General features: G+C 40.3%; 22 protein-coding genes and 2 tRNA genes. 23 read left to right on the top strand and 1 reads right to left on the bottom strand.

Features of this window, described 5'->3' with window-relative positions:
• Nucleotides 1-5: 5 nt before the first annotated feature.
• A complete protein-coding gene (locus CRO74_RS28395) occupies nt 6-968 on the bottom strand; it encodes a vWA domain-containing protein (RefSeq protein ID WP_097131199.1) in 963 nt (320 codons plus the stop codon).
• A gap of 167 nt (nt 969-1,135) precedes the next feature.
• On the opposite strand from CRO74_RS28395, the gene CRO74_RS28390 reads away from it, so the two are divergent.
• The 23 genes from CRO74_RS28390 to CRO74_RS28280 all read left to right on the top strand — a co-directional run.
• A tRNA-Ser gene (locus tag CRO74_RS28390) sits at nt 1,136-1,222 on the top strand.
• A gap of 21 nt (nt 1,223-1,243) precedes the next feature.
• Nucleotides 1,244-1,317: transfer RNA gene (locus tag CRO74_RS28385), tRNA-Pro, on the top strand.
• A 1,194-nt stretch (nt 1,318-2,511) separates the two neighbouring features.
• Nucleotides 2,512-3,324, top strand: a complete 813-nt coding sequence (locus CRO74_RS28380; RefSeq protein ID WP_097131197.1) for a response regulator transcription factor — start codon at nt 2,512-2,514, stop codon at nt 3,322-3,324.
• 218 nt (nt 3,325-3,542) lie between these two features.
• Entirely contained in the window at nt 3,543-4,601 is a 1,059-nt protein-coding gene (locus CRO74_RS28375; RefSeq protein ID WP_097131195.1) for a hypothetical protein, read from the top strand.
• Between the two features lie 58 nt (nt 4,602-4,659).
• Nucleotides 4,660-5,367, top strand: a complete 708-nt coding sequence (locus CRO74_RS28370) for a hypothetical protein (protein WP_097131193.1) — start codon at nt 4,660-4,662, stop codon at nt 5,365-5,367.
• A 189-nt stretch (nt 5,368-5,556) separates the two neighbouring features.
• Nucleotides 5,557-6,393, top strand: coding sequence for a YjbH domain-containing protein (locus tag CRO74_RS28365; RefSeq protein WP_097131191.1), 837 nt, complete (start codon nt 5,557-5,559; stop codon nt 6,391-6,393).
• Nucleotides 6,390-7,538, top strand: coding sequence for a YjbH domain-containing protein (locus CRO74_RS28360; RefSeq protein WP_245878008.1), 1,149 nt, complete (start codon nt 6,390-6,392; stop codon nt 7,536-7,538). The genes CRO74_RS28365 and CRO74_RS28360 overlap by 4 nt, the downstream gene beginning before the upstream one ends.
• 16 nt (nt 7,539-7,554) lie before the next feature.
• Nucleotides 7,555-8,364 carry a polysaccharide biosynthesis/export family protein gene (locus CRO74_RS28355; protein ID WP_097131189.1) on the top strand — a complete coding sequence of 270 codons (810 nt, stop codon included), beginning with the start codon at nt 7,555-7,557 and terminating at the stop codon, nt 8,362-8,364.
• Between the two features lie 6 nt (nt 8,365-8,370).
• Complete coding sequence (locus CRO74_RS28350; RefSeq protein ID WP_097131188.1) at nt 8,371-10,704, top strand: GumC family protein; 2,334 nt, start codon at nt 8,371-8,373, stop codon at nt 10,702-10,704.
• Nucleotides 10,705-10,764: 60 nt separating this feature from the next.
• Nucleotides 10,765-11,430 (top strand): sugar transferase, encoded by a 666-nt coding sequence (locus CRO74_RS28345; protein WP_097131186.1) that lies wholly within the window; start codon nt 10,765-10,767, stop codon nt 11,428-11,430.
• A gap of 86 nt (nt 11,431-11,516) precedes the next feature.
• Nucleotides 11,517-13,076 (top strand): MATE family efflux transporter, encoded by a 1,560-nt coding sequence (locus CRO74_RS28340; protein WP_097131184.1) that lies wholly within the window; start codon nt 11,517-11,519, stop codon nt 13,074-13,076.
• A 42-nt stretch (nt 13,077-13,118) separates the two neighbouring features.
• Complete coding sequence (locus CRO74_RS28335; protein WP_097131182.1) at nt 13,119-14,522, top strand: Coenzyme F420 hydrogenase/dehydrogenase, beta subunit C-terminal domain; 1,404 nt, start codon at nt 13,119-13,121, stop codon at nt 14,520-14,522.
• 18 nt (nt 14,523-14,540) lie between these two features.
• Entirely contained in the window at nt 14,541-15,689 is a 1,149-nt protein-coding gene (locus CRO74_RS28330; protein ID WP_097131180.1) for a polysaccharide pyruvyl transferase family protein, read from the top strand.
• Entirely contained in the window at nt 15,686-16,648 is a 963-nt protein-coding gene (locus CRO74_RS28325; RefSeq protein ID WP_097131179.1) for a glycosyltransferase family 2 protein, read from the top strand. Before CRO74_RS28330 ends, CRO74_RS28325 begins: the two co-directional genes overlap by 4 nt.
• Nucleotides 16,649-16,697: 49 nt before the next feature.
• Nucleotides 16,698-17,747, top strand: coding sequence for a hypothetical protein (locus CRO74_RS28320; protein WP_218840245.1), 1,050 nt, complete (start codon nt 16,698-16,700; stop codon nt 17,745-17,747).
• Complete coding sequence (locus CRO74_RS28315) at nt 17,710-18,672, top strand: hypothetical protein (protein WP_097131178.1); 963 nt, start codon at nt 17,710-17,712, stop codon at nt 18,670-18,672. The genes CRO74_RS28320 and CRO74_RS28315 overlap by 38 nt, the downstream gene beginning before the upstream one ends.
• 12 nt (nt 18,673-18,684) lie before the next feature.
• Nucleotides 18,685-19,380: a CatB-related O-acetyltransferase gene (locus CRO74_RS28310; RefSeq protein WP_097131176.1), complete on the top strand. Its 696-nt coding sequence runs from the start codon at nt 18,685-18,687 to the stop codon at nt 19,378-19,380.
• 270 nt (nt 19,381-19,650) lie between these two features.
• Complete coding sequence (locus CRO74_RS28305) at nt 19,651-20,988, top strand: hypothetical protein (RefSeq protein ID WP_097131174.1); 1,338 nt, start codon at nt 19,651-19,653, stop codon at nt 20,986-20,988.
• Nucleotides 20,989-21,290: 302 nt separating this feature from the next.
• Entirely contained in the window at nt 21,291-21,899 is a 609-nt protein-coding gene (locus tag CRO74_RS28300; RefSeq protein WP_097131172.1) for an acyltransferase, read from the top strand.
• A 252-nt stretch (nt 21,900-22,151) separates the two neighbouring features.
• Nucleotides 22,152-22,979, top strand: a complete 828-nt coding sequence (locus CRO74_RS28295) for a glycosyltransferase family 2 protein (RefSeq protein WP_097131171.1) — start codon at nt 22,152-22,154, stop codon at nt 22,977-22,979.
• The gene (locus CRO74_RS28290) at nt 22,967-23,833 is read left to right on the top strand and encodes a hypothetical protein (protein ID WP_097131169.1); all 867 of its coding nucleotides are present in this window, start codon (nt 22,967-22,969) and stop codon (nt 23,831-23,833) included. Before CRO74_RS28295 ends, CRO74_RS28290 begins: the two co-directional genes overlap by 13 nt.
• Nucleotides 23,834-23,880: 47 nt before the next feature.
• Complete coding sequence (locus CRO74_RS28285; RefSeq protein ID WP_097131167.1) at nt 23,881-24,780, top strand: glycosyltransferase family protein; 900 nt, start codon at nt 23,881-23,883, stop codon at nt 24,778-24,780.
• Nucleotides 24,781-25,688 (top strand): glycosyltransferase (locus tag CRO74_RS28280; RefSeq protein WP_097131166.1); only part of this gene is annotated, 908 nt, incomplete at its 3' end.

Below are 25,688 nucleotides of genomic sequence, written 5' to 3'. Positions count from 1 at the left end.
CCAACTCAAAGGCGGAAGGTTCGAATTGTTACAATCAAGTCGAGTGCCAATAAACCAAGAGCCGCCAATAAAAAATAATAATACTTATTTGTTGATACAGCCACCCTATGCTGATCAATTGCCCGTCCTTTCAACAAACGAAGAATTGTTGCCAATTCGTTAACATAACGTCCATTAGCATCCGCTTCAATATACTGTCCGCGGCTGTCGCGGGCTAACTCCTGCAAAAAGGGGCGGTTCAGCCGGGTGCTAACAATCTGGTCATTGTCATCCCGCACAAAGTCATTTCCTTTTCGTATGGATGCGCCTGCTTCAGTACCTACACCAACCGTAATAAGGGGCAAACCAAACGACCGAAGACGAGCGAGTTCGGTTTGTTCGCAGGAGCTAAAATTTTCCCCATCGCTAAAAAGAACAATAGCCCGGACACTTTGATGGGTCGATGAGTCGTCGACCAGTTTTTGGCGGGCCATCGCAATAGCGTTGCATAAATCGGTCTCCCCGGTGGGCGATATACTTGTGTGGACTTCGCGGATGAACTGCTTCAGTGCATCATGGTCGGCCGTTAGGGGCGATAGCAGGATTGATTCTGGTGCGGCTAAAATAAGTCCGAATCGGTCGGCGGGCAACGTATCGCACAATTGCTGGATGTCATACTTGGTTCTTTCCAGCCGGGTGGGAACAATATCTCCGGCATCCATTGATCTTGAAACATCCACCAGTAGGAAGGTATCGTGACTGGTGGTGACTAAATCTCCCTCAGCTTCGCCAAAGGAAGGGCCGAGAAGCGCGATAATCAGGAGTGTAAGGTAGCTGCCTCGAAGAAAAAACTTCGGCACCACCCCCCATGCCGCTGTATTGAGCTGGCGAGCCAGGCGAAAAGTTCGCCAAACATAGAGCGAATACAGGGCTATAAAGATGCCGATAAAAAAAAATTCAGTGCTGGTAAGGGGATAAAGCCAATTCATTTAGTGCGAGTATCAGCCTGACGATGAGCTAAATCGCTCATTTATGATGAAATCAGGAAGGGCGAAATTAATAATTTAAAAAAGATTTTTTGCGAATACCCTTGCTGAAACGCGATAATTGCCCTACCTTTGTGTCCCAATCAATCAGGAAGATATTGGTTGGCTTCGGAGAGATGCCTGAGTGGCCGAAAGGAACAGTTTGCTAAACTGTCGTACTGGTAACGGTACCGAGGGTTCGAATCCCTCTCTCTCCGCTGAGTGAAGTAAGTATCTTTCGGGGTGTAGCGTAGCCCGGTATCGCGCCTGCTTTGGGAGCAGGAGGTCGTAGGTTCGAATCCTGCCACCCCGACATCTAAAGTTCCAATTAATCAAGCACTTATCAGCAATGGTAAGTGCTTTTTTATTGTCTTGTACTTTTCTGCAAACACATTTCCGGGCACATCAGAGTCCGACGGCGGGGCGTTATCAAAACCGGGAAAGTAGCCCGACTTCCTATAATAAGCCAGAAGCAGGCGAAAAGCCAAAACCCGCGCCTGAGTATATCCACTTATTGAGTGGTGGAAATGACTATGCTTGAGGTAAGTTAACCATCGACTCAAAAGATGTTTTCTTGGTTAGTTCGTGGATCAATATTGTTAGCTTATAGATTAAATAATATTATCAAATGGTCTGTCGAAGGTCAATACTTATCCTACGGTGCTTACAGGTGGCATTGAAGGTCCAAATCATACAAAGGGTAGGGGGATTTATATAATTCCTAGAAACAGCGGTTTTTCGGGCTGATTAGTGATTTATACTCATGGCTGTTATTAGCCCATATTTTTTAACTTATAGTCCATTCTAGAAACTAAAGAAGCAATTTGTTGTAAAATTGTATTCAATATTTATGAATCGTAAATATTAAGATAATGGCTTAGGCAAAATGTTCATCTAATTACTTATTGGAATAGTTACATTTTATTTGACAAAGAAGGTCTTAAGTTAAGGCTTTGCGGATAGGAAATAGCTGTCGTTTAGTAGATAGGTTAGATGAGGGAGATGTCTGCTGGCTTAACAGTTCGAGTAAGGAGCTGACGTAAAATAATTCATCAGTATGATCATAAGCTTAGACTTATCGTCATGAAAATTCAGAAGGGTAGCAGGACACGCTGGTGGGACTTGAATAGCGGAGCTATATAAATTCGACAGAAAATAGATTGCCTGATCAGTAACTTACAGTAAAACCCAACAAGATATGAACCTTAATAGGTTAAAACTTGTCCAACAACCTAAGGAAACTCTCTTTAAACTTTTCCATAAGTTGAAAATAAGGCCGATTGGTAACTTAATGGGAGTCAGAAGATAGCTTAAGTGGTTGAGGGGGTATATGAACCTTTCAACGGAGGTCTTGCTATCGTTTTGTTAGCCTATCAGTGTAAAATTACTACTCAACACATCAACGGTTTATTTGAGTATCAGACTAACGTCTTATTACCTGACACTTTTTGGTACTATCGCTTGAAATCTATGTAGTATAAGTTCTTTTTGAGAAATCCACGCTGGAATGGCAACTATCTTACTTATTCACAATGATCTTACTCTTCAGATTGAACTTAAAACGTTATTAGAATTCCAGGGGCATAAATTAGTATCGGTGAATAGCGGAAAGGAAGCACTTAACCTATTGCGTTATGCTAATTTAGACCTGATGATTTGTGATATAGATATTCCTGAAATAGGGGGATTTGACTTCTTGAAAAAAATCAAGAAAAAACTTCTCCATAAACAGGCTCCTGTTATGTTGCTGACTTCAACTAACGACCATGAGGTTCGCTTAAAAGGCTTTGAGTTAGGGGTAATAGGTTATCTGGCAAAGCCAGTGGATATTAATGAAATCCAGTACCAGATAAATAATTTATTCACGTATAGGAACACCATTATCGATCATACACTCTACGGGTCACACGAAAATCAAAATACTGATTTTCAATTTGTTAAAGACTTTTATGATCTGTTGGCGCTTAATTTCGGTTCACCAGACTTTAGTCTTAATAAGGCTGCAGAGGCCTTATCCATGAGTGTATCTACGCTCAAAAGAAGGTTGACTATTTATCTGGATACGACCTTTAGCGACGCGGTTAAAGAATATAGGTTTAGAAAGGCGAGTGATCTTTTAAAGAAGAGTTCGCTATCCATAGAAGAGATTTCTATTGCATGTGGCTTCAGAAGCTTGTCTTATTTTTCCAGAAGTTTTAAAGCTAATTATTTCCTCTCTCCCGTTCAGTATAAAAATGATGCGAACGACAGCAGGTTAGTGGCGTTTACCAGCAAAGAAAAGTTAGCCTACAACGAGGAAGAATACACAGATATAAGTTAATGCCAGACTGGCATCCCAGGATCGGCTGGCACTTCCTGGTTTTCGAAGACGTATTCTCCTGAATGGGTCTACCAATTTATTTAAAACAAAAGATTCATACTACAGAAAGACAATCTGCAGAGCATGCACCTGGCTCGCTGATTAGCTTGTTTTATGAAGAACGCTTTACATTCTTCATTCTTAATTATTAGTATCATAATACCTTAAACAATCCCTGTATGAAAAAAACGTATCGTTATAGTAAACTGTTTATGGCCGGGCTCTTGTTGGCCTCCGTCATGTATAACTGTAAAACGAAAGACGTCGAGTCACTGACGCCCTTTACGTATACGTTTACGAAATTCAATGATGTAAAATTGCCCACCATCTCCCCTACAACTCCTGCGGTTGTTACGGTAGTGGATGCCAGTGTGACGAACACCTCTGCATATGGGATTCTTACGCCGGATGTCCTTCAAGTTCCTGTTACCGGGGTAGTCCTTCCAGTAATTAAACAGGCAGCTGTTGATGTTAACAAGGCTATTTCTACAACTGCAGCTGCGGCACTCTCGGATAAGTTCACCCCAGAAGTTATTGATGCTATGGTAACGACTGGTTTTATACCGGCAAACTTAGCTGCAGAGTTAACACTTTTAAGCAATAGTCCATCCTTATTGGCATACATGCCTATTCTAAAACTACCAACGATCGATGGAAAAGAAGTTGGTGGACGTGTTGGTGCAGTAACGGGAACGAACATTGCAGAAACGGTATCCGTTGCAAAGGCTACCCTGGATGATGACGCTTGCAAAGACGCAGCACAAAAGGCCTATGACCTGGCTTTGCCTAATCTGACGTCTGCAAGAGACATTCAGCTAAAGGCAGTAAACGACCTATATATATTAGCTCAGACAACCCAAAATTCGTCAGTAAAGGATTGTAGAACCGGTGCATCTGCTAAATTCGCGGCCTTGAATAACACCGCCAGAGGATCATTAAGTGGCGTAGAAAAGGCACTAAAGGACGGAAGGGCAATTCTGGGCGAGGAAACCTATACTTTTCTTCGCTTGTTGTACCTGACTCAATTCAAAAATTTCCAGGATGACCTCAAAGCGGCAGAAAAAGCTCAAACAGAGTCCTGCGATTTATCCGCAGATGCCCGGCTTGCCGCAGCTAAAGTTGCTCTGGAGAAAGATCTTGAAAAAGTTAATGACAACTTCAAGGCAGCCAAAAAAGAACTGGATGGTGTACTTTCGGCAGCTGTTACCGCCTGCCACAATCAGGGTAACGGGGGTTAATTAGCACCTGGTTACTTAGTAAGGACATCGTTTGATACACATCCCATAAAACTGACATATGAAACCAAATTATATCATTTTATCAATGACTGCCTTGCTGTTTGGCTTACTGGCCACGAAAACGCAGGCGCAGGTTAACCTGAAGAGTATCAGCGCAGGTGCCAGTTACTGGAAGCCATCGCTCGATTACTGGAACAACAAATCAATGTTGCTTGATTACAACTTAGGCGAAGGCGCTAAGTTTTCCAGCGCGATCATGCCTACAGCAGCCGTAGAAATTGGCCTGACCAAAGGGCTTTCAATTGGTGGCCGGGTTGGGGTCTGGAAAGATGAAGTGTCGGGTCCGGTGAAAATTGGTGATGTGACGCGCAACGAAAAGCTGATTTTGTCCATCATTCCGGTTTCTCTGGATGTCAAATACACCTTTGCCAAGGCCGATGCCGGTACAGATACTAAGACTCCGTTTCTGACCCCTTATCTGGGCCTCAGTGTCAGCCGTTACTTTATCAACAATGACTTTTCGCGTGTGACTCCCGGGAGTAGTTCATTGAGTGAAAGCCAGACGGGTAATAACTATGGCGTACAGGCGCTCGTTGGTGCCGAGAGAAAACTCGTTAAGAAGTTATACCTCGCTCTGGATGTGCGCTATCATCTGGGCAGCTACAATCAGGTGATCAAAACATCAACGACCGATGCCGGTATCAAAGAGAAAGTGAGCCTGAACGGCCTGGAAGCCGGACTTTCGCTGAAGGTTAAGTTCAAGTAAGCAAACACGGTGTATCCATGGGCCGGTCGGCCCGCCATCTTCGTCTATAGATACAAGTATAGTTAGTACGGACTAAAGGCTCATGGATACAATCTTAATTCTTACTGAGCAAAATCATTGAATAAGACAGGTTTTTTTATTGTCTATTTACGAAACGTATAGTATAGACCGTTCGAGACGTTATTGCAAATGAGGGCCATTCGAGAAATTTTTTTAGTGGTCATTGGGCTGGTCACCGGACTGTCGACTCCGCTTTGGGGGCAGATAAATATATCCGGCAAGTCAGGGTTAATGTACATTCCTTCTGCCGATGTTCAGGAGGAGGGTACGTTTACCGTCGGATACGCTTATAGTCCATCAAGATATGCTATTAAGTACAACAGGACGAACTCTGAGAGTATTTACTTTATAAGTCTGGTAGTGTTGTCTCGACTTGAAATAAATGTAAATCTACTTCGACCAAATGGAATGGCCCCGCGTAGCTCGGTTGGCTTCGCAGCAGAAGGCATTGGTGATCGTCAGATCGATCTGAAATATGTTTTCATGACTGAAAAAACCAGATGGCCATCCGTTGCACTCATTCTTTCGGCCCCATTTGGTATCGACAATTCGCTCATCACCAACGCGCTTGTTGCAACAAAGCATGTGAAGCTCAGCAAAATTATCGACGCCGGGTTCACGGTCGGTATGGGTAGTCCTTACTCGCTGTACCGGTCAGGCGTAAAAAATGAGGAGAACTCAGATATTTTCACCGGTTATACCCTGAAAGATAAACGGGACAAACCCTACTACTACCTCGCAGGGCCTTTTGGTGGTGTAAATCTGAGTGTCGCAAATAAAGCGGGGCTCATGTTCGAGTGGGATTCACAGCATGTGAATATTGGTCTCTACGCGCGTCTGGTCAGGCACTGGACCCTGCAGGCCGGTTTAGTGAATGGCGATCAGCTAACCTTCGGGACATCCTATAGCCTGAACCTGCTACAGTTGCCAAAACGGCTTTCAGCTAAACATTCGCCAGCAAAGTGAGGAAGCGTATACGGACTAGTGTATTGAACGAGCCGCTGGTTCAGGGTTTGTTTCTGCTGGTAGGACTGCTGGTCTGGTCAACGGGTGAATCGCGTTCTCAGTCAGTCAACAAACTTCTGAATTTCGAAAACCTAACGGTCGACACCGCCCGACATCAAATTTATTACGAGCAGCGGCTATACCGGAATCCGCTCATTGGATTGCTGGAGCTAGCTGAAGAGGTCGTGCCCCAGGGCATTACCACCTTCGTTCCGCTGTTTCAGGGCGTGCCGATCGCTGGCTATCAGCTCGGTTCGGGCCTTCGTACAACCACGCTATCGGGCAATGACCGGCAACGGTTTAACCGGGAGCATCCCTTTGACGGACGAGCCTACAAGTTTGACTTCAGGCTACAGCCCGAGTTCATAGCGCAGTTTGGCTTTCGTGAACAGATCGTAGAAAGTAAAACGAACCTGCTTTTGCAGAGTCAGCTCTACATCAGTCGCGGATTAATTCTAAACTGGGGCGTGTTATTCCCGATCATCAATCGGCTGGACAATCAGGCTCTGAATGTACGACCCGCACCAACGTTTCTGAATCAGTTCCTGGCGCTGAATGGCACCAATTTTATGAGCCTGTCGGCGGGGCTGTTTTATAACGACCAGTATGGGGTTAACGTACAATACCGCCATGCTGACCTGACAAAACGATGGTCGTATGGTATGGAGTCGGGCCTGACGGGATTTTACTTCTTTCCGCCCAACGGTTTCTACTACGAAACGATGAAAAACGTGCTGTTGCTGGCCGATGTTGCCTACCGCATTCCCGGCCGCGATGTTACCCTCAAGCTATCGGGTGGGCAGTATTTATACCAGGATCGTGGGGTACGCTTTGACTTTATCCGGCAATTGGGTAGTGTAGAAGTCGGCTTTTATGTATCGAAAACAGGCAACGGCGGCAGCGGTGGGTTCAACTTCGCCATCCCGATTGCACCCGGCCGAATTTTTCAGACCCGGCGCTTGCGCTTACGAACAACCGAAGAGTTTCGCTGGGAGTATGCCTACAGTCGGGGATATAACATGGCTACCCGATACAAAGTGAGCTACCAGCTCGATGCGCTGCTCAGACAATACCACACTAGCTATTTACAAAATCAATACCGTTAGTTAACTAAGTAACTCTATGAGAATACGCCAAATGCAGACCTGGACTGGCTACTGGGTCGTGGGTGTGTGCATAAGCCTGTCGAGCTGTATTTCCAGCAAAGAATTAGCTCTATATCAAAAAGGCGAAAGTGGCAGGGATAGTACCCTGACGCTGGCTGCCCGGTTTATTCCTACCATAAAAGCAGGCGATCTACTATCCGTACAGGTCAGTAGCCTAAGTCCCGAAGCAACCGCTTTTTTCAACCCTTACGCGGTAATAACGGCTATGTCAGGGAATTCTGGCTCACAAACCAACCCAACCACGCCTATGCAATATACCCCCGGCTATCTGGTAGGTGAAGACGGGAAAATTGAGCTTCCGCTTATGGGCCAGATCAACGTGACAGGTTTGACAAACAGTCAGGCTGCTACTCAGATAAAACAGAAATTGCTCGACTACCTGAAGGAACCGACGGTCAATGTACGAAACCTGAACTTTCAGATCTCCGTTTCGGGTGAAGTGGCCCGGCCAGCCGTCTTTTCAATACCCAGTGAACAGATCACCCTGCCGGCAGCGTTGGGATTGGCCGGTGACATCACGATTTACGGGCAACGGACCAACGTTCTGGTTATTCGCGAAGAAAATGGCCAGCGGACTTTCAATCATATTGACCTCACGAAACGCGAGGTGTTTACGTCTCCATTTTACTACCTGCATCCAAACGACATTGTTTACATTGAGCCCGGTAAAGCACGTATAGCCACTGCCGATCGAACCAACCAATTGCTCCCCCTGGGCCTAAGTACACTCTCCCTTATTGCTGTAATCCTCAGTCGTTTTAAGTAAACTATCATGGCCAATACATATAACTCCTACCAGGACTACGAACTCGAAACGCCTATAAACGTAAGGGCTTTAGTAACACGCTACCTCCGCAACTGGCCCTGGTTCATTCTGTCGATTCTGATGATGCTGGCGGCTGCCTATGTCTACCTGCTGTATCAGGCCCCCATTTTCAACATAAAAGCAAGTTTGCTGATCAAAGACGAAAAGAAGGGGATGAACCAGGAGAGTATGATGAAGGAACTGGACCTGTTCACCACCAGCAAAGTGGTGGAAAACGAAATAGAGATACTTAAATCATTCACCATTATGGATCGGGTCGTTACGAGGCTGGGCCTGGACGTTCGTTACTACACCCCAACCAAAACAATTGACCGGGAGATCTATAAACAAGCTCCCATACGGCTACTCGTTGAAAAACCAGCCGATACCAAACCGGAAGAGCCTCTGGAAATTACATTTGCAGATAGTAAAACCGCAAAGATCAATGGTAAACCTTACCCGCTTAATCAGAGTATAAGAACTCCCTACGGCCAGGTCCGGATTTTAACGCTAAAGCCCGTATCGGCACAGGATGGGCCAATACGTGTTATGACAGCTGACCATAACCAAACCGTGGAACGCTATCTGGGTCATCTGACGGTAGAGCCAACGTCTAAACAGGCTACGGTGCTGCTAATGAGCCTACAGGATGCCGTTCCTGACAAGGGCATAGCTATCCTGAACCAGATTATCAATGAATACAATAAAGAAGCAGTCATCGATAAAAACAAGGAAGCAAGCAATACGCTGAGTTTCATTGAAGAGCGACTGATGTTGATTTCGGGCGAGCTATCTACTGTTGAGAAAGAAGTCGAAACATATAAATCGACAGAGGGTATTACAGATTTAGGCTTACAGTCGCAAACCTTCCTGGCAACCGTTAAGGAGAACGATATGCAGCTCAATGAAGTGGACATTCGCCTGAGTGGACTGGCTGAAATTGAGCGCTATGTTCGTAAACAGGGACCCGAAAAAAGCTTCGCCCCGGCTACCCTGGGGCTGAGTGATCCAATTCTTCTCGGCTTACTCACAAAAGTTTCTGAGCTTGAGTTAAAACGGGACGAAGTATCCCGAACCATGTCAGGTAATAGCCCGGTGCTGCTGGCTCTCGACAGCCAGATAAAAACGATAAAGGAACGGATCAACGAAAATATTCAAACCATTCGGCAGCAACTGACCAGCAACCGTACCCAACTGGTGGCTAAAGGAAATCGAATGGAGAAAATGATCCGGACCGTACCGGGTAAAGAACGGGCACTGCTCAACATTACCCGGCAACAGGGCATCAAAAACGGGTTATACACTTACCTGCTTCAGAAAAGGGAGGAGACAGCCCTATCTGCCGCTTCGGCTATTCCGGACAGCCGTACCGTCGATGCTGCGCGGGCAGGGAGCGGGCCGGTCAAGCCGGTTAAAATGAATATTTTTGCCATTTTTTGTTTGATAGGCCTGTTAGTACCCGTCGGGTTTATTACCGCTAAAGACTCCCTGAACAATCGAGTTATGCACCGGACCGACGTAGAAGACGTTACGCAGGTACCTATTTTGGGCGAAGTAGTCAGAAGCCAGGAAGTTCTGGCAGATAGTGTGGTTTTTAAACCCCGACTGCAATCCGTCATTGGCGAACAGATCCGCATACTGCGCACCAATCTTCACTTTTTACGAAGTGATCCTGCCAACCCGCAGGTTGTGCTGTTCACGTCCAGCATCAGTGGCGAAGGGAAATCGTTTCTCTCTCTCAACCTGGGCGCTAGCCTGGCAATGGTCGATAACAAAACGGTAATCCTGGAAATGGACTTGCGAAAGCCCAAGCTACACAACAGCTTGAAGATGGAAAACCAGACAGGTTTGAGCAATTACCTGATTGGCGAAGCTACTATCGATGAGCTGTTGCGACCCATAGCTGGCATAGACAACTATTTTATTATCACAGCCGGTCCAATTCCGCCAAACCCGGCCGAACTGCTAAGCTCCCCCCGACTGGGTAAGTTGTTTGAGGAATTGAAGGAACGGTTCGATTATATACTGGTCGATTCCCCCCCCATTGGTTTGGTTACCGATTCGCAATTGATTGCGCCCTATGCCGATGCCACGTTGTTTCTTGTTCGGCACGATCATACGCCGAAGAACGCCATCAAGATGGTGGAGATCCTGTTCAAGGAGCATCGATTCCAGCGCCTGAATATTATTCTGAACGGCGTTGGTGAAGGCGAATCCTATTATTACAACTACAGCTACAACTACGGTCATTATTACGACGGAGGCACTAAGAAGAACTGGCTGGGCCAGAGCAAAGCCTAAGGCCAATAAGCTATAAATACACAACTACACCTTTATTCACACACTGTAACTTCATCCACTATGCTTAGCCTTGACACGCACTACAAACCGCTGTATGTGTACACTGAGCCAAAAACACGGTCCGGTTTCAATTATCAGAGCATTGGTAAACGAGGGTTCGACATATGCTTCTCCTTGCTCGTAAGCCTGTTTATATTGTCCTGGATGATTCCAATACTGGGTATTCTCATCAAACTGGATTCGCCTGGTCCCATACTCTTTGTTCAGAAGCGGACAGGGTACAAGGGAAGCTGGTTCTATTGTCTGAAATTCCGGACAATGACCTACAACCCAAGTGCCAAATTCATACAGGCAAAAAAACAGGATAACCGGGTAACAAGACTAGGACAATTCTTACGGAAGACGAATCTGGACGAAATGCCTCAATTCCTGAATGTACTGATGGGTCAAATGAGTGTGATCGGGCCACGCCCCCATGCGGTGCAGCATGATGCGCAATTCTGGCAAGTACTACCCAAGTATGGTAGCCGATACCGCGCAAAGCCCGGCATCACCGGCCTTGCACAAGCCAGAGGTTGCCGGGGCGAAACCGATGAGTTAATAAAGATGGTACATCGGGTAAGGTTAGATCGGTTTTACAATAGAAAAAAATCGCTTTGGCTTGATCTTAAAATTTGCTGGTGGACCGTCCAGGGCATGATTCTGGGGGACATAAATGCGCATTGAAAGACGCCTAAACTAACACTATAGTAAGTTAAGCTTACAAATACATACTACTTACATAGCAGCAGAGACGCTCTGTTGAACGCATAATGCAAGCAGCCAATCGAGTAGCCAAAAACACGGGTCTATTATATGCCCGTATGGCAGTCACTATATTCATTTCACTGTATGCTACACGGGTGTTGCTGGGTGCATTAGGCACTAAAGATTTTGGTATCTACAACCTCGTTGGTGGTGCAGTGGCCATGCTTACATTCCTGAACACAGCCATGGCCGCTGCTACACAACGATTTATGTCGTTTGCACATGGAGCAGGTGATCTGTATAAACTAAAGAAAATATTTAACGTAAGCGTAATCCTTCATCTACTAATCGCAATACTTGTTCTTATACTTCTGGAAATCGTAGGATACTTTTTGTTTAATGGTATCCTGAACATACCGGAAACAAGAGTAGCAGCAACAAAGATTATTTATCAGGCAACCATAGTGAGTACATTGTTTACCATACTTTCAGTGCCCTATGACGCCACCATAAACTCAAGGGAGAATATGGCTTTTTTTGCTGTTACAAGTACAATAGAATCGGTCTGTAAACTCAGTATCGCCTTATACATTAAGGAAACGTTATTTGATAAACTTATAGCCTATAGCTTTTTGTCAGCTTCATTGACAATAGTAATTCTAATCATAAACAGAGTCTATTGCCACCGAAAGTACGCGGAATGTAAACTTCAATTGAGAAAAGACTTTGATAAAAACCTGTTTAAGGAAATGGCCAGCTTTGGGGGATGGTCGTTTTTAGGCTCGATGGTCGCGATGCTCAATAATTATGGACAAGGTATTGTTGTTAATCGATTTTTTGGTACTACTGTCAATGCTGCCCAGGGTATTTCCAATCAGATTACCGGGCAACTGGGGGCCTTCTCAAGCGTTATGCTGAAGGCGTTAAACCCAATTATCGTAAAGAGTGCAGGCGGAGGAAATAAGGGGCAAATGATTAGTTCGATCATGACTGGCAGCAAGCTTTCCTACTTTCTACTTTCATTCTTTGCTATACCGGTAATCATTGAAATGCCTACCATACTTGATCTGTGGCTGGGAAAAACGCCAGAGTATGCTGTTATTTTTTGCCGTTTATTGCTAATTAGAAACTTAATAGAACAACTGTTCGTAACACTACCCGTTTCCATAGCAGCCGTTGGAAGAATAAAGTACTACCAATTAAGTATTTCATTCCTGGCAATATTCCCGTTATTGATCTCCTGGTTATTATTTACGATTAACTTCCCTCCTTACTACTTATATATAGTATTTATTGTTCAGGTAACAATTCGCTCATTTGGCATCGTATTATATTTTGCCAAAAAAGAATGTGGTTTATCCATAATCCTCTATATAAAAGATGTCATCATAAGATGCCTGTCAACAAGCTTAATTGTTATAATCTTCTCAACGATTACTGTCTATATGATCCCGCCAGGTATTATGAGGTTGTTAATCATATTCTCCTTGAATATAATTTTAATGATCGTAACCGTTAGCTGGTTTGGATTAATTAAAACTGAAAAAGAGAAAATAATTGCTTTAGTAAATAACCTTACAGGTAAGCTTACAAAACACAACCTGTACATAAAATACAAAGCATAGATACTAGTAAGCGATAATTAAGCTACGCAAGATCAAAAAATCATGACTGATTCCAGAACATTATATGAAACAGTGATAAAGGGCGGCTACTGTATAGGATGTGGAGCCTGTGCAACAAAGCAAGACTCAGCCTTTAACATGAAAATGGATGAGTTTGGTACTTATGTTGCAGTACCAAAAAGCGATATCGATACAAATAATCACAACGTTTTAAGCGTGTGCCCTTTTTCAGGGAAATCCAAAAATGAAGATGAGTTAGCCGACATATTTTTCCCTAAACTGGAAAATAGAGACAAGAAAATTGGGAAATATATAGCCAATTATGCCGGTCACGTAGAAAAGGGTGCATTCAGAGAAAGAGGAAGCTCGGGTGGACTGGGTAAATGGATTGGGTATAAACTACTGGAAAAGAATAAGATTGACTACTTTATACAATTAGTCCCTAACGAAACGTCAGACACCGGTAACCCTTTATTTGACTACGGCTTCTTCTCCGATAAAAATGAAGTCCTGAAAGGCTCCAAATCATCTTATTATCCGGTAACACTCGATAAAGTAGTTGCCCGAATCAAAGAACAGGAAGGGCGATATGCCATTACCGGCGTTCCTTGCTTTATAAAAACACTCCGACTACTCGCTAATGAAGATGCTGTACTGAAAGAACGAATAGCGTTTACCGTAGGGATAGTATGTGGTGGTATGAAAAGCGCTAACCAGGCTAAAATGATTGGTTGGGAACTAGGCGTAAAACCGGAAAACCTGATTGGTATTGACTTTAGAAGAAAATACGCCGATAGACCCGCCAGCCAGAAAATATACCAGGTATGGTCAAACGCAGATACCATCGAACGATACAAAAACGCCGGAGAAATATACGGCACCGATTACGGGTCTGGTTTCTTTAAACCAATGGCGTGTGACTATTGTGACGATGTAGTTGGGGAAACGGCTGACATTAGCCTTGGTGATGCCTGGCTGCCACAATTCACTAAAGATCCAAAGGGAACCTCCCTAATCATAGTAAGAAATCAGGAAATTCAAAACTTACTGAATGAAGCACAAATCAGCGGTGAATTGGAATTAAGCGAATTAACAGCGGAGGAAGTAGCCCGATCACAAGACGGAGGTTTCAGACATCGTAGAGAAGCATTGTCTGGCCGTATTGCGAAAAAAGAACTAAAGCAGGAATGGTTTCCCGAAAAACGGGTAAGTGCCGGTGAGTTTGTGATATCACCCCAACGAAAGGAAATCTACGAACTAAGGGAAAAAATAGCGCAGAAAAGCCATCTCGCGTTTCTGGACGCCTTACAGAATGGAGACTTGGCTAGTTTCAAAGCGGACATGGCCCCCCTGGTGAAGAGATATTACACAGCAAACCATGGGAACTTATCCATCCGGATAAAAAAGAAAATAAGCAGACTGTTAAAACGAATTTTTGTTCTGTAAATACAAAATATTAATAGAATGAGTACTAAAAGAGAAACTTTTGAAGAGAAGGAAATAAGAGTTGGCATAGTAACTTTTCACACACCGATCAACTATGGAGCTGTTTTGCAGGTATATGCTTTACAAACATATTTAAAAATCCAATTTCCTGATTATAATGTAAAGGTTATTGATTTTTATACCGATAAGCATGATAAAAAGTACAGTGTATTTCCGTTGTTTCGAAAGAATATACTTATTTATTTGTTTCAATTAATTTGTACGCTTATCCGATATTCAAAGCTAAAAAATCGAAAGAATAAATTTAAAAGCTTTGTAGCAACACACTTATCCCTGACAAAGAGATACAAAACCCAGGAAGAATTCCTGAAAAATGTACCTGACATGGATATATACATAACCGGAAGCGACCAGGTCTTTCATCCAAAAGCAGAATACAAAAAGGTATATTTCCTGGGATTTGAGAAATGGAACGGGTTAAAGATAGCGTATGCACCCAGCTTTGGTATGTCAAATTTTACAGAAGAAATAGCGAACGAATTGAAGCCATACTTACTCGATTTCGATTCGCTAAGTTGTAGAGAAGAAGATGGTGCCGCTTTTATTTCCACCGTTACGGGCCGAACTGTTCAATCAGTACTAGACCCAACCTTTCTACTATCAAAAAATCAATGGTCAGAAATGGCCATTGGACCGGATGAGAAAAGAAAATACATTTTCATTTACGACCTGAATGGAGCAGAGAATCTAGTTGAAATAGCAAAAAAAATAAAAGAAAAAACAGGATACATAATCATTTGCCAAACTCAAAAAGCACACAAGTTCTATGATGTGGATATACAGCTTTTTGATACGGGACCAGAAGAGTTTGCAGGATACATAAATGATGCTGAATATGTAGTTACAGACTCGTTTCATGGGGTTGCCTTTTCCGTCTTTCTGCATAAAAGATTTTACACCTATATAGCCATGCCCAAAGCTTCTACCAGAGTGCGGTCAATGCTTCGTAAACTTGATTTACAGGATAGGATAATTGAAAATGAAAAGGCTCATGAATTTGAGTTTTCCGGGCCTGAAATTAAAGATTATAAAAGTACACTGAATGCACAGATACTAGCGTCTAAAAGCTATCTAACGGAGTCTTTAACTTTCCTGCAAAAAATATGATAACCGTAGTTATTCCTCTCTACAATAAAGCCCATACTATTGTAGAGACATTAGGTTCAGTTCTGAAACAAAGCTTTACAGAATTTGAAGTTATCCTGGTTAATGATGGTTCAACAGATAATTCTACTGAAGTCATCACGAAAAAATTTTCTGATGGTAGAATAAAAGTCATTAACCAAACTAATCAGGGCGTAAGCGTTGCAAGAAATGTAGGTGTAGCAAATGCTAGATATGAATATATAGCATTTTTAGATGGCGATGATTTGTGGCTGCCAGGATATTTAGCCACAATGGCAAAAGCAATTAAACTCTATCCAAAAGCAGGTATGTTTTGTTGCGCAGGGATTGTAAGAAATTCAGATAAAGTAGAAATCCTGAGAACTACAAGGAAATATATGAAGAAGATAGTGGAAATTAATTTTTTTGAAAACCCACATGTTTTTCTCCATACGAGTGCTACAATCGTTTCAAGAATAGAATTTAACAAAACGAAAGGCTTTCCTTTAGGAATGAAAAGAAATCAGGACTTTGCTTTATTCTTTTCTTTGGCTCTCATAACACAAGTTGTATATTGTGGTTTTCCATTAAGTGTATATGTAGGGGGGGTAGAAGGACAAACCACATCGAATTTCAATTCAAGTGTTTTGCTTCATAAAGCAAATAGGTATAATTACGTATATGATAATTGGATTAGTTCAGGAGCTAATAATAAGGATTTTATAATATTTATGAAATATGAATTGAGACATGGATTGTATAGTTTAATAAAAAAAAATGGTTACAAGGATATTAATTTATTTTTAGATAACCTTTCTAAAGGGGTTATTAGTCAATTCTTGCCAATGGAGTTAGCATTATATAAAGATAAATATTTAAAATTCTTCGCAATATCATTTATAGTAAGCACGAAAATTAGATGGAAAATGAGAGGTTATCCAGTTGTAGGTGAAGCTAACTAACCTTATATCTATATATTAACGAAAAAGAAAAAGAAGATTTATTTAGACCATGGTTCGTGAAAATATTTTCGCTATGTTGAGTAAAATCAAGTCTCGCTTGTGGAGTAAAATTGTTGTTAAGTTTCGCTACACATCTTTCTATCCATTTTTATATAATAGCTATTGGCATTATAAATTAAATAAAAACAACGTTTTTAACTTAACTGACAGTAATTATTACTCCGCTATTCCGAACAGAGGTGCCGGTGTTGGGCATCAATTAGCAAACTGGAATGCTGGATATTGGTATGCGCACTATTTTGGGTTGAAATTTTCCCATACACCTTTTTCAACTAAGTCGTGGGAGGATTTTTTAGGCTTTGGGGAGGATGAAGTACAGACTGAGTTATTATTGAATACTAAAGGCTACACGGCAGTTCGATTACCCTTATTCGACGAAAATAAAAGGGAAGAAATAGAGCTGACCAAACGGATCATTCACTCTTATAAAAACAAAAAAGTCGTTTTTATTGCTGAACAGGATCAATTCTACAAAGAGCAATTTGGTGTTTGTGATGCGATTAAAAAGAAATTTTATGCCGCATTAGCAAGAGAGAAGAATCAGCTAGTTTATGATGAAAACGTATATAACGTAGCCATTCATATTAGACGAGGTGATATAACTATCGGTCAAAAAAAAGGTAATACGAACCATATAATGAGATGGCAGGACAACAATTATTTCGAACATGTCTTAAATAACGTTTTAAAACATATAAACACTGATAAAGAAGTTAAGATCTACCTATTTTCGCAGGGAAATTTGAACGATTTTAAAAGTTTTATCGGCTATAAAAATCTGACTTTCTGCCTGGATATGAGCGGACAGGATTCATTTTTGCATATGGTTTATGCAGATTTACTAATCACAAGCAAAAGCTCTTTTTCTTACAAACCTGCGTTATTGAACAATGGAATAAAGGTTTGTCCAAGAGATTTCTGGCATAGTTACCCAAGCGAGAAAGATTGGATAATAGCAGAGGAAGATGGGACATTTAATTCTGAACAAATCAAAAAGCTCGATGAATATTATACTGGAAAACACACTCAAAAGCTTTAGTAAGTTATACGGTATAGCGAAGCCGGGCTCTATAGCAACCGGACGTAATTGGAAAATGTTTTCGAATAAAAACTATGCAAATGATCTTATTTATAGCTATTTAGTGAACGATGAGCCTTGCATGATCGCAAGATTTGGATCAACTGAAATGTCATGTCTGATCAACTATATTGGCGTAAAACAGAATAATTCAAACTGGTTAAGTTACATTCAAGGGAAATCCTTGCCATGGTGGTGGAGTAAAAGTATAATAAACCAAATGCAGAAATGGAGCGGTTTTTTTCCCGCAGAAGTAACTAAGATTGAAAAATTTTGTGAATTGATGCTTCGTGAAATTCCTAATGTTGATATTTTAGGTGCATGGTTGCATGAAGAAAAATACTTCTCTAAGGAGCTAGTTAGAGTGAAACGTGTGGTTCTGGAAGACCTGGAGCCTTTCTTTTCAACCCGTCCCTGGACACGCGCCTTAAAAGGTAAAAAAGTGTTAGTCGTCCATCCGTTCGCTGAGACTATAGAACAACAGTATGAAAAAAGGCATTTGCTTTTTGACATAGAAATACTGCCCGATTTTGAACTTAAAACAATTAAAGCTGTACAAAGTGTAGCTGGTACCGATACAAATTTTCAGGACTGGTTTGAAGCCTTGGAGCACATGAAAGCTCAGATAGACAATACCGACTATGATATCTGTATTATTGGTTGCGGTGCTTATGGCTTCCCACTGGCTGCTCACGTGAAACGTATGGGCAAAAAGTCCGTTCATCTAGCCGGAGCTACTCAATTGTTATTTGGCATTAAGGGTAAACGATGGGAAAATTTTATAGTCTGGCCGTATACTAATTTATTTAATGAGCATTGGGTAAGACCAGGCCAACAGGAAAAGCCGATTAATGCCTCTGTAGTAGAAAATGCCTGTTACTGGTAACTTTAGATAGTAATGAAAAAAATCTTATCACGACTCATATGGGTGCCTTATGGATTGATATTATCCATATTAGAATTAGTGAACGCTAAATCGAGAGATTTAGAAAATAAACGTCGCTACTCAAAGGCAATAATCGATTCTGGATGCACCTTTTCCAAGGAAACATTAATTGGATTTAACTCTCATATATTTAAAAACACGACAATCAACTTTAGCCAAATAGGATTTTTTACCTATGTAGGCAGAAATTCTTTTGTACAGTTTGCAAAGATTGGTAATTATTGTTCAATCTCTAAAGATGTAATGATTGGTCTAGGGGCGCACCCTTTGAACATGTTTTCCACATCGCCATTATTTTATAAAGCCAACAATGCTTTAAAAATTCAATTGGTAGAAAGAAATCTAGACTTTAAAGAGCATAGTTTAATAAATATTGGCAGTGATGTGTGGATTGGTACGAAATCAATCATAATGGACGGAGTAACAATAGGCCATGGCGCTGTTGTAGCAGCAGGTGCTATAGTAACAAAAGATATTCCTCCATATGCAATAGTTGCCGGGGTGCCAGCAAAAATTATTAAATATCGATTTTCTGATAGTATTCAAAACAGATTATTAGAATCAAAATGGTGGGAAAATGAGCCATCAGAGATCTTTAATAATAAAAAGAATTTGGAAGCTATAATTAATCAATCTCCAATGTTTTAGGTGATAAGTAGTAAAAGTTGTTCAAATTGATGCGAAGTGACTCGAATTATTTTCCGCAGTTATAAGAGGATAAATCAATATTAATTGTATAAGAAATGGACAAATTCAGGTAAGTTGAAAAGCAAAGTTTCTATAGTATGCATACTAATATCTTAACAGAAGTGAATATGCGTGAAAGATCTGAGTATGAACCTAATTAGTCGTAAGCAAAAAGAGTTTTTTTATTAGGAAAGCAGATAAAGGTTTAGTAACAGTATAAAAAACGACAATATGAAAATTGCATTAACGTATTCAAAAATTATTCCATTTACTGTACTTTTAATTACTATATCATCTATAAATCATTGGAGTAAACTACCTATTGGAAATACATATGTATGGTGGGCCGTTTATGCAACAATATTATTCACATTTCTAAAGGCAAAGCCTATTTACTTCAATTTAAATAATAAAAAGAATATACAATCAATATTGATATTATTGACTTGGAACATCATATGTATTTTTAGAGGATTTTTTGTTGCCGAAAATTACTGGGAGTGGAAGAATTTAGTAGGGACAAGTATGGTGTTACTTTTGCCACTATCAATATATATAACTACAAATAAAGTTTTATTGCAGAAAATTTTTAGTGCTTGGATAAAATATGCCTTGCCAAGTTTCTTCTTTTTTGTAATCTTCTTTACACATCCAAATGCTAGTGGGAGATATTTAACTCCCATAAGCTTTCTACTACTATTTTTTTCAGTAATTAAATTGAAATGGAGATTAATAATACTATTTTTTTGCTTATTTGTGTTTATTGGAAATCTGGATGCTAGAAGTAATGTAATAAAGTTTACGGTCTCTTTTTTGCTGAGTTTCATATATTATCTACGTCTCTTTCCCATAAATAATATACTACGAATAGCACGGCTTACCTTTCTAATTCTTCCATTTCTTCTTTTTACACTAGGTGTAACAGGTGTCTTTAATATATTTAAGATGGATGAATATATAGAGGGGAATTATACGACTAATACAATTAGAGAGGGGAAAAGCGTAGAAAGTAGTTTGATGGCAGATACGCGCACCGGAATATATAGTCAAGTATTGAACTCTTCAGTTAAATATGGTTATATTGTTTTGGGTAGATCTCCTGCTCGCGGAAACGAATCTGAAACATTTGGTCTATATGCATTGGAGGTATTGAAAACGGGGAAAATGGAACGTTTCAGTAACGAAGTATCTATTTTGAATGTATTTACGTGGACTGGAATTATTGGCGTAGTGCTTTACTTCTTTGTCTTTTTTAAAGCATCACAATTAGCCATCTACTATTCAAACAACATTTTCATAAAAATAATAGGCTTAAATGTAGTCTTTCGATGGGACTACGCTTGGGTTGAAGACTTTAGTAAATTTGATTTATCTATTTTCATGCTTTGGGTAATGATCGGTATGTGTTTCTCTAAAGAGTTCAGAGGCATGACTAACCAGGAAATGAAATATTGGGTATTAGGCATATTTGACAGGAAATACACACGACCATTACATAATAGTCGACCGACTTTATCTACACAAGCTGAATACTCTGAAAATAGTAGTCAGAATACTCACTTATCCTAATCATTCTCGTAACAACGAAAAAGGACTTTGTTTAAAAGCTAATTCACGGATTAATAAAGGTTAGGAGTGGCATCTTGAAAGGAAATTACGATTAATAATAAAAGCTTAATTTTTTGTATTTGACCTATGTACCATATTAACTCACTTTCCGGGTATATCATAAAATACTATGACATACATGCCATCTTCAGTTAATTGGACGTATTCAGTCACATTGATGTTCTTCACTAAGCTTGGCTTTACGAATCCTTTTTAAGGAAAGACCTAAGTTTCTAACTTATTCCCTGGTTGAAAAAAAATTTATGAAATCTATACTCCTCTATCTATATCGTGCATCGCGTTATATATTAAGACGCTTCTTTGGTGCATTAGATACATACACAACTAAATATTTGTTTTATATTTTAAATATATCTTATAAAAAAGGCTTTAGAACCGTGGGTAAACCTGTTATTGATATTACATCAGGTTGTAAAATGAATATTGGATATAATTTTCGAATCAACAATGTAAGGTCCGGTCAGTATCAGCCTTGTTTTTTTATAATGAACTATAATAGTCAACTTACCATTGGCGATAATGTTGGTTTAAGCTATACAGTAATTACATGCCATCATAAGATTACAATCGGCAATAATGTCAGAATAGGAGCACAAACAATCATTTATGACACAGACTTTCATAGTTTAAGCAGCTATGACAGACGGCAGATTCCTGAGGATCGAAGTTTGGTGTTAAGAAAACCGGTTAGTATTGGAAATGACGTTTTTATTGGTGCTGGCTCTATTATTTTAAAAGGAGTCACTATTGGGGATAATTCAATAATTGCTGCTCGTTCAGTCGTTTCGAAGGATATTCCTGCCAATCAAATTTGGGGGGGTAATCCGGCCAAATTTATTAGAAATATTTAACTATATAACAATAACCTTTACAACGATGCTTCATGTACAACGCTTATAGAGGCTAAGGCTATTATAGTGTATTTTGAGCAAAAAATATTTCACCTAAGTGAGAGAAGAGAGAGTTTAAAGGCGTTAGCTTAAACTAATATTGATAGCGGATCATTTAGATAATGACTAATTGGGTATTGTTTATATTTGAGAAGAACTAGATAAAGTTCATAAGCAGTCTGTAGCCGTTTCTATCCTCACAAAACAAAGTTCATGAAAACTATAGCGGTATTACTCACCTGCCATAATCGAAAAACGTTTACGCTTAACTGCCTAGATGCACTTTATAAATGTCAATTACCAGACAATATTGCTATACAAGTTTTTCTGGTAGATGATGGTTGCACAGATGGTACAAGTGAAGCTGTGCACGAGGCTTATGAAAAGGTGAACGTTATTCAGGGAACAGGCTCGCTTTACTGGAATAGAGGTATGCATTTAGCTTGGGCAACAGCCCGAGTGGCCCATGATTTTGATTATTATCTATGGTTAAATGATGACACTTTATTATCAAACGAAGGAATTATAGAACTGTTATCAGTTGAGTCGTATGCAAATGAAGCTGTTCTAGTATGTGGTGCTGTTAACTCTTCAAAGACAGGAGAATTCACTTATGGAGGAAGATCCTTGTCTGACGCAGAAGTTGTACCTAATGGACAACTACAATATTGTGCTAAGATTAACGGAAATGTCGTATTAGTCAGTAAGCAGATAAGCAACGCCATTGGACTGTTGGACCCAATATTTCCTCATGCAATAGGTGATTATGACTACGGTTTACGCGCTATGACTTACGGGTACAAGATTATAACAACACGAAAATATATTGGTGTTTGCGAAAGAAATTGTTCCTTGCCGAAATGGTGCTACTCGAAAATTCCATTTATAAAAAGAGTTAAAGCTTTATACTCACCTCTTGGTAATAGTCACCCGAAGTATTTTTTTATATTCGAAAATCGTCATTATGGCCTTTCGATTGCACTTAAACATTTCTTGTCAATTCACTTACGCGTTTTATTTCCCTGGCTATGGAAGTTTTAAAATCTGGTATATTTCAAACTGATTCAGAATTGGTTATTGATGAATATAACAATAATTTAAACTATACTATCGAGTATAACCACAAAGTTCGTAAAGAATACTGCATTTTATATTTCAGTAGTAACAATATTTATTATCCTAATAATGAAGCGGAGTTCATAAAGTCTATAATTGAAAATAATAAATTTGAGCTATACAAGAACCGTATTGCCAAAGGTCATAAACACATATTTTTTAGAGATATAAAAAAACAATGGTATTTAACAGGAATCAACAATGATATAAACGATCCTATAAAATTATTGGAGTTTATTCGAAATGAGACCCTTGGTTATAAAAATATCTTTGTTGGTAGCTCTGCGGGTGGATTTATCTCAGTAATACTTGGTCAACAACTGAACGCTGAAAGGATATATAGTTTCAATGGGCAATTTGAAATTATGACCTTAGCGAAGAAAATTAATGCTCCCTATAAAAATCCAATACTTAGTGAAAGCCTAACTAATTTTAAGTTATTACCTTTTTATGATACGAAAAACTTTATTACTAATCCAGAGACTATCTATTATTTTCATTCATCAAAAAGTAGTTGGGATATCGAACAGTATAAACACATTAGTAATTTGAAAATTAATCTAATATCTTTCAAGACGTCAAATCACGGCATTCCGTTTCTTAAAAATAATTTAAATGTGATAATTAATTTGACTCCCAATAAACTTAAAAATTTAGTGGGTAGGGATTTTCATCCGCTTCTTTTTTCATTGCGGGTCGTTGGTCTTAAAAAGACTATGCAAGCTCTTATAGCAGTGTTAAAGGTCTTGCTGCGGAAATTCAAATTTTTCTCCGTATAAAGGTTTTTTTATTTAAATACTATGTAGCCTTTTTTTAATTCGAAAAAATGAGTCTTGCTCCAATTCTATTATTTACTTACAAGCGTTTAGGAACTCTACAACAAACAGTGTCTAGTTTACAGAAAAATCAATTATCCAGTCAGAGCGACTTATTTGTTTTTTCTGACGCTGCAAAAAGTGAAAAAGATATTGATTCAGTAGGTGAAGTTCGATCCTATTTAAAAACCATCACCGATTTTAAGACAATCACCATACACGAATCGCCAACTAACAAAGGCCTGGCAACTTCAATTATATCGGGGGTCACGCAAATTATTAATGATTATGGTAAAATCATTGTACTTGAAGATGATTTAGAAACCAGCCCTAATTTCCTGTCTTTCATGAACCAGGCGCTGGACTATTATGAACACCATGCCAGTGTTTTCTCTATTTCAGGGTTTACAATGCCTATGAAAGGGCTACGGCCCGATGAGGTTTATTTTACTCAACGAGCTTCATCCTGGGGTTGGGCAACCTGGAAGGATAGATGGACACCCATTGACTGGCAAGTGAAAGACTACGCATCCTTTCGATGCAATGACACCCAGCGGAAATTATTCAATAGAATGGGTTCGGATATGTCTGACATGCTGGATCGACAAATGCGTGGTGATATTAATTCCTGGGCAATAAGATGGTGTTATCATCAATACAAGAAAGGGTTATATACTGTATTTCCGGCAGAATCTAAAGTGCAGAATATCGGTTTGGAAAATCCTGCGTCAACGCACACAAATGAACGCTTCAACCGATTCAAAACTAAAATTGACCAAAGGCATATCCGTCAATTTCGCTTTTCGGACACAATAGAACTAGATAAATACCTTCTCAATCAGTTTACCCGTCCCTATTCCATACCCGAGCGGGTTAAGTATAAGCTTCTTAATCTACTTTTTGCACGATAAATGAAAATACTTTTAATTCATACGCATTACCAGTTTAGAGGGGGGGAAGATGCCGTCTTTGAACAGGAGCAATCCCTATTGCAAGAAGGAAATCAGGTCGAAACACTAGTGTTTCATAACAAAAACGGGTGGCGTGGTGCTTTGCAGTTTTTTTTCTCTGTCTGGAATTTATCAGCCATCATTAAGGTAAGAAGGAAGATTCAGGTATTTAAACCAGATGTTGTCCATATTCACAACTGGCATTATGCGAGTGGCCCGGCTATTATCCGTACTGCCAAACGGTTTGGCGTTCCGGTTTTGCTGACCTTACATAACTATCGCCTGCTTTGTCCTTCGGGGTCTTTAATGAATGGTAATACAATTTTTACGGATAGCATGTACGCTGATTTTCCCTGGAAAGCTGTACAACTTAAAGTATTCCGGGACTCAGTTGTACAAACATTCTGGCTGGCGTTTGTTGTCTGGTTTCACAAGAAGATAGGTACCTGGCACTTAGTAGATCGCTATTTGGTTTTGACTGATTTTGCCCGGAATCTGTACAGGTCATCGCAATTAGGTATTGATCCGGCCAAACTGCTCATCAAACCTAATTTTGTTCAAAGGCCTGAGCAACTACGTCAGATCAGAGCCGGGCATTTCCTGTACATTGGCCGGTTAAGCGACGAAAAAGGGGTAAATATTTTGTTATCGACATTTCAGAATTCAGCCTATAAACTGTCTATCGCCGGGGATGGGCCCCTTGCTGATCTGGTCGAGCGTGCAAGTTCTGTTTCGTCCAACATCCATTACCTGGGAACCCTTGACAGGTATGGTGTGCAACAGGGGATGCAAACCTGTACAGCCCTACTTTTTCCGTCAATCTGGTATGAAGGTATGCCAATGACCATTCTGGAAGCCTTTTCTCTGGA

Origin of the sequence: Spirosoma fluviale (genome assembly GCF_900230225.1) — a bacterium.
Taxonomy (GTDB): Bacteria; Bacteroidota; Bacteroidia; order Cytophagales; family Spirosomataceae; genus Spirosoma; species Spirosoma fluviale.
This window is presented reverse-complemented; position numbering and strand designations above follow the sequence as displayed.

What these genes read in the sequence shown, in the direction of transcription:
- CRO74_RS28395 (WP_097131199.1), bottom strand. Translation starts at nt 968, where the DNA reads ATGAATTGGCTTTATCCCCTTACCAGCACTGAATTTTTTTTTATCGGC.
- CRO74_RS28380 (WP_097131197.1), top strand. Translation starts at nt 2,512, where the DNA reads ATGGCAACTATCTTACTTATTCACAATGATCTTACTCTTCAGATTGAA.
- CRO74_RS28375 (WP_097131195.1), top strand. Translation starts at nt 3,543, where the DNA reads ATGAAAAAAACGTATCGTTATAGTAAACTGTTTATGGCCGGGCTCTTG.
- CRO74_RS28370 (WP_097131193.1), top strand. Translation starts at nt 4,660, where the DNA reads ATGAAACCAAATTATATCATTTTATCAATGACTGCCTTGCTGTTTGGC.
- CRO74_RS28365 (WP_097131191.1), top strand. Translation starts at nt 5,557, where the DNA reads ATGAGGGCCATTCGAGAAATTTTTTTAGTGGTCATTGGGCTGGTCACC.
- CRO74_RS28355 (WP_097131189.1), top strand. Translation starts at nt 7,555, where the DNA reads ATGAGAATACGCCAAATGCAGACCTGGACTGGCTACTGGGTCGTGGGT.
- CRO74_RS28350 (WP_097131188.1), top strand. Translation starts at nt 8,371, where the DNA reads ATGGCCAATACATATAACTCCTACCAGGACTACGAACTCGAAACGCCT.
- CRO74_RS28345 (WP_097131186.1), top strand. Translation starts at nt 10,765, where the DNA reads ATGCTTAGCCTTGACACGCACTACAAACCGCTGTATGTGTACACTGAG.
- CRO74_RS28340 (WP_097131184.1), top strand. Translation starts at nt 11,517, where the DNA reads ATGCAAGCAGCCAATCGAGTAGCCAAAAACACGGGTCTATTATATGCC.
- CRO74_RS28335 (WP_097131182.1), top strand. Translation starts at nt 13,119, where the DNA reads ATGACTGATTCCAGAACATTATATGAAACAGTGATAAAGGGCGGCTAC.
- CRO74_RS28330 (WP_097131180.1), top strand. Translation starts at nt 14,541, where the DNA reads ATGAGTACTAAAAGAGAAACTTTTGAAGAGAAGGAAATAAGAGTTGGC.
- CRO74_RS28325 (WP_097131179.1), top strand. Translation starts at nt 15,686, where the DNA reads ATGATAACCGTAGTTATTCCTCTCTACAATAAAGCCCATACTATTGTA.
- CRO74_RS28320 (WP_218840245.1), top strand. Translation starts at nt 16,698, where the DNA reads ATGGTTCGTGAAAATATTTTCGCTATGTTGAGTAAAATCAAGTCTCGC.
- CRO74_RS28315 (WP_097131178.1), top strand. Translation starts at nt 17,710, where the DNA reads ATGAATATTATACTGGAAAACACACTCAAAAGCTTTAGTAAGTTATAC.
- CRO74_RS28310 (WP_097131176.1), top strand. Translation starts at nt 18,685, where the DNA reads ATGAAAAAAATCTTATCACGACTCATATGGGTGCCTTATGGATTGATA.
- CRO74_RS28305 (WP_097131174.1), top strand. Translation starts at nt 19,651, where the DNA reads ATGAAAATTGCATTAACGTATTCAAAAATTATTCCATTTACTGTACTT.
- CRO74_RS28300 (WP_097131172.1), top strand. Translation starts at nt 21,291, where the DNA reads ATGAAATCTATACTCCTCTATCTATATCGTGCATCGCGTTATATATTA.
- CRO74_RS28295 (WP_097131171.1), top strand. Translation starts at nt 22,152, where the DNA reads ATGAAAACTATAGCGGTATTACTCACCTGCCATAATCGAAAAACGTTT.
- CRO74_RS28290 (WP_097131169.1), top strand. Translation starts at nt 22,967, where the DNA reads ATGGAAGTTTTAAAATCTGGTATATTTCAAACTGATTCAGAATTGGTT.
- CRO74_RS28285 (WP_097131167.1), top strand. Translation starts at nt 23,881, where the DNA reads ATGAGTCTTGCTCCAATTCTATTATTTACTTACAAGCGTTTAGGAACT.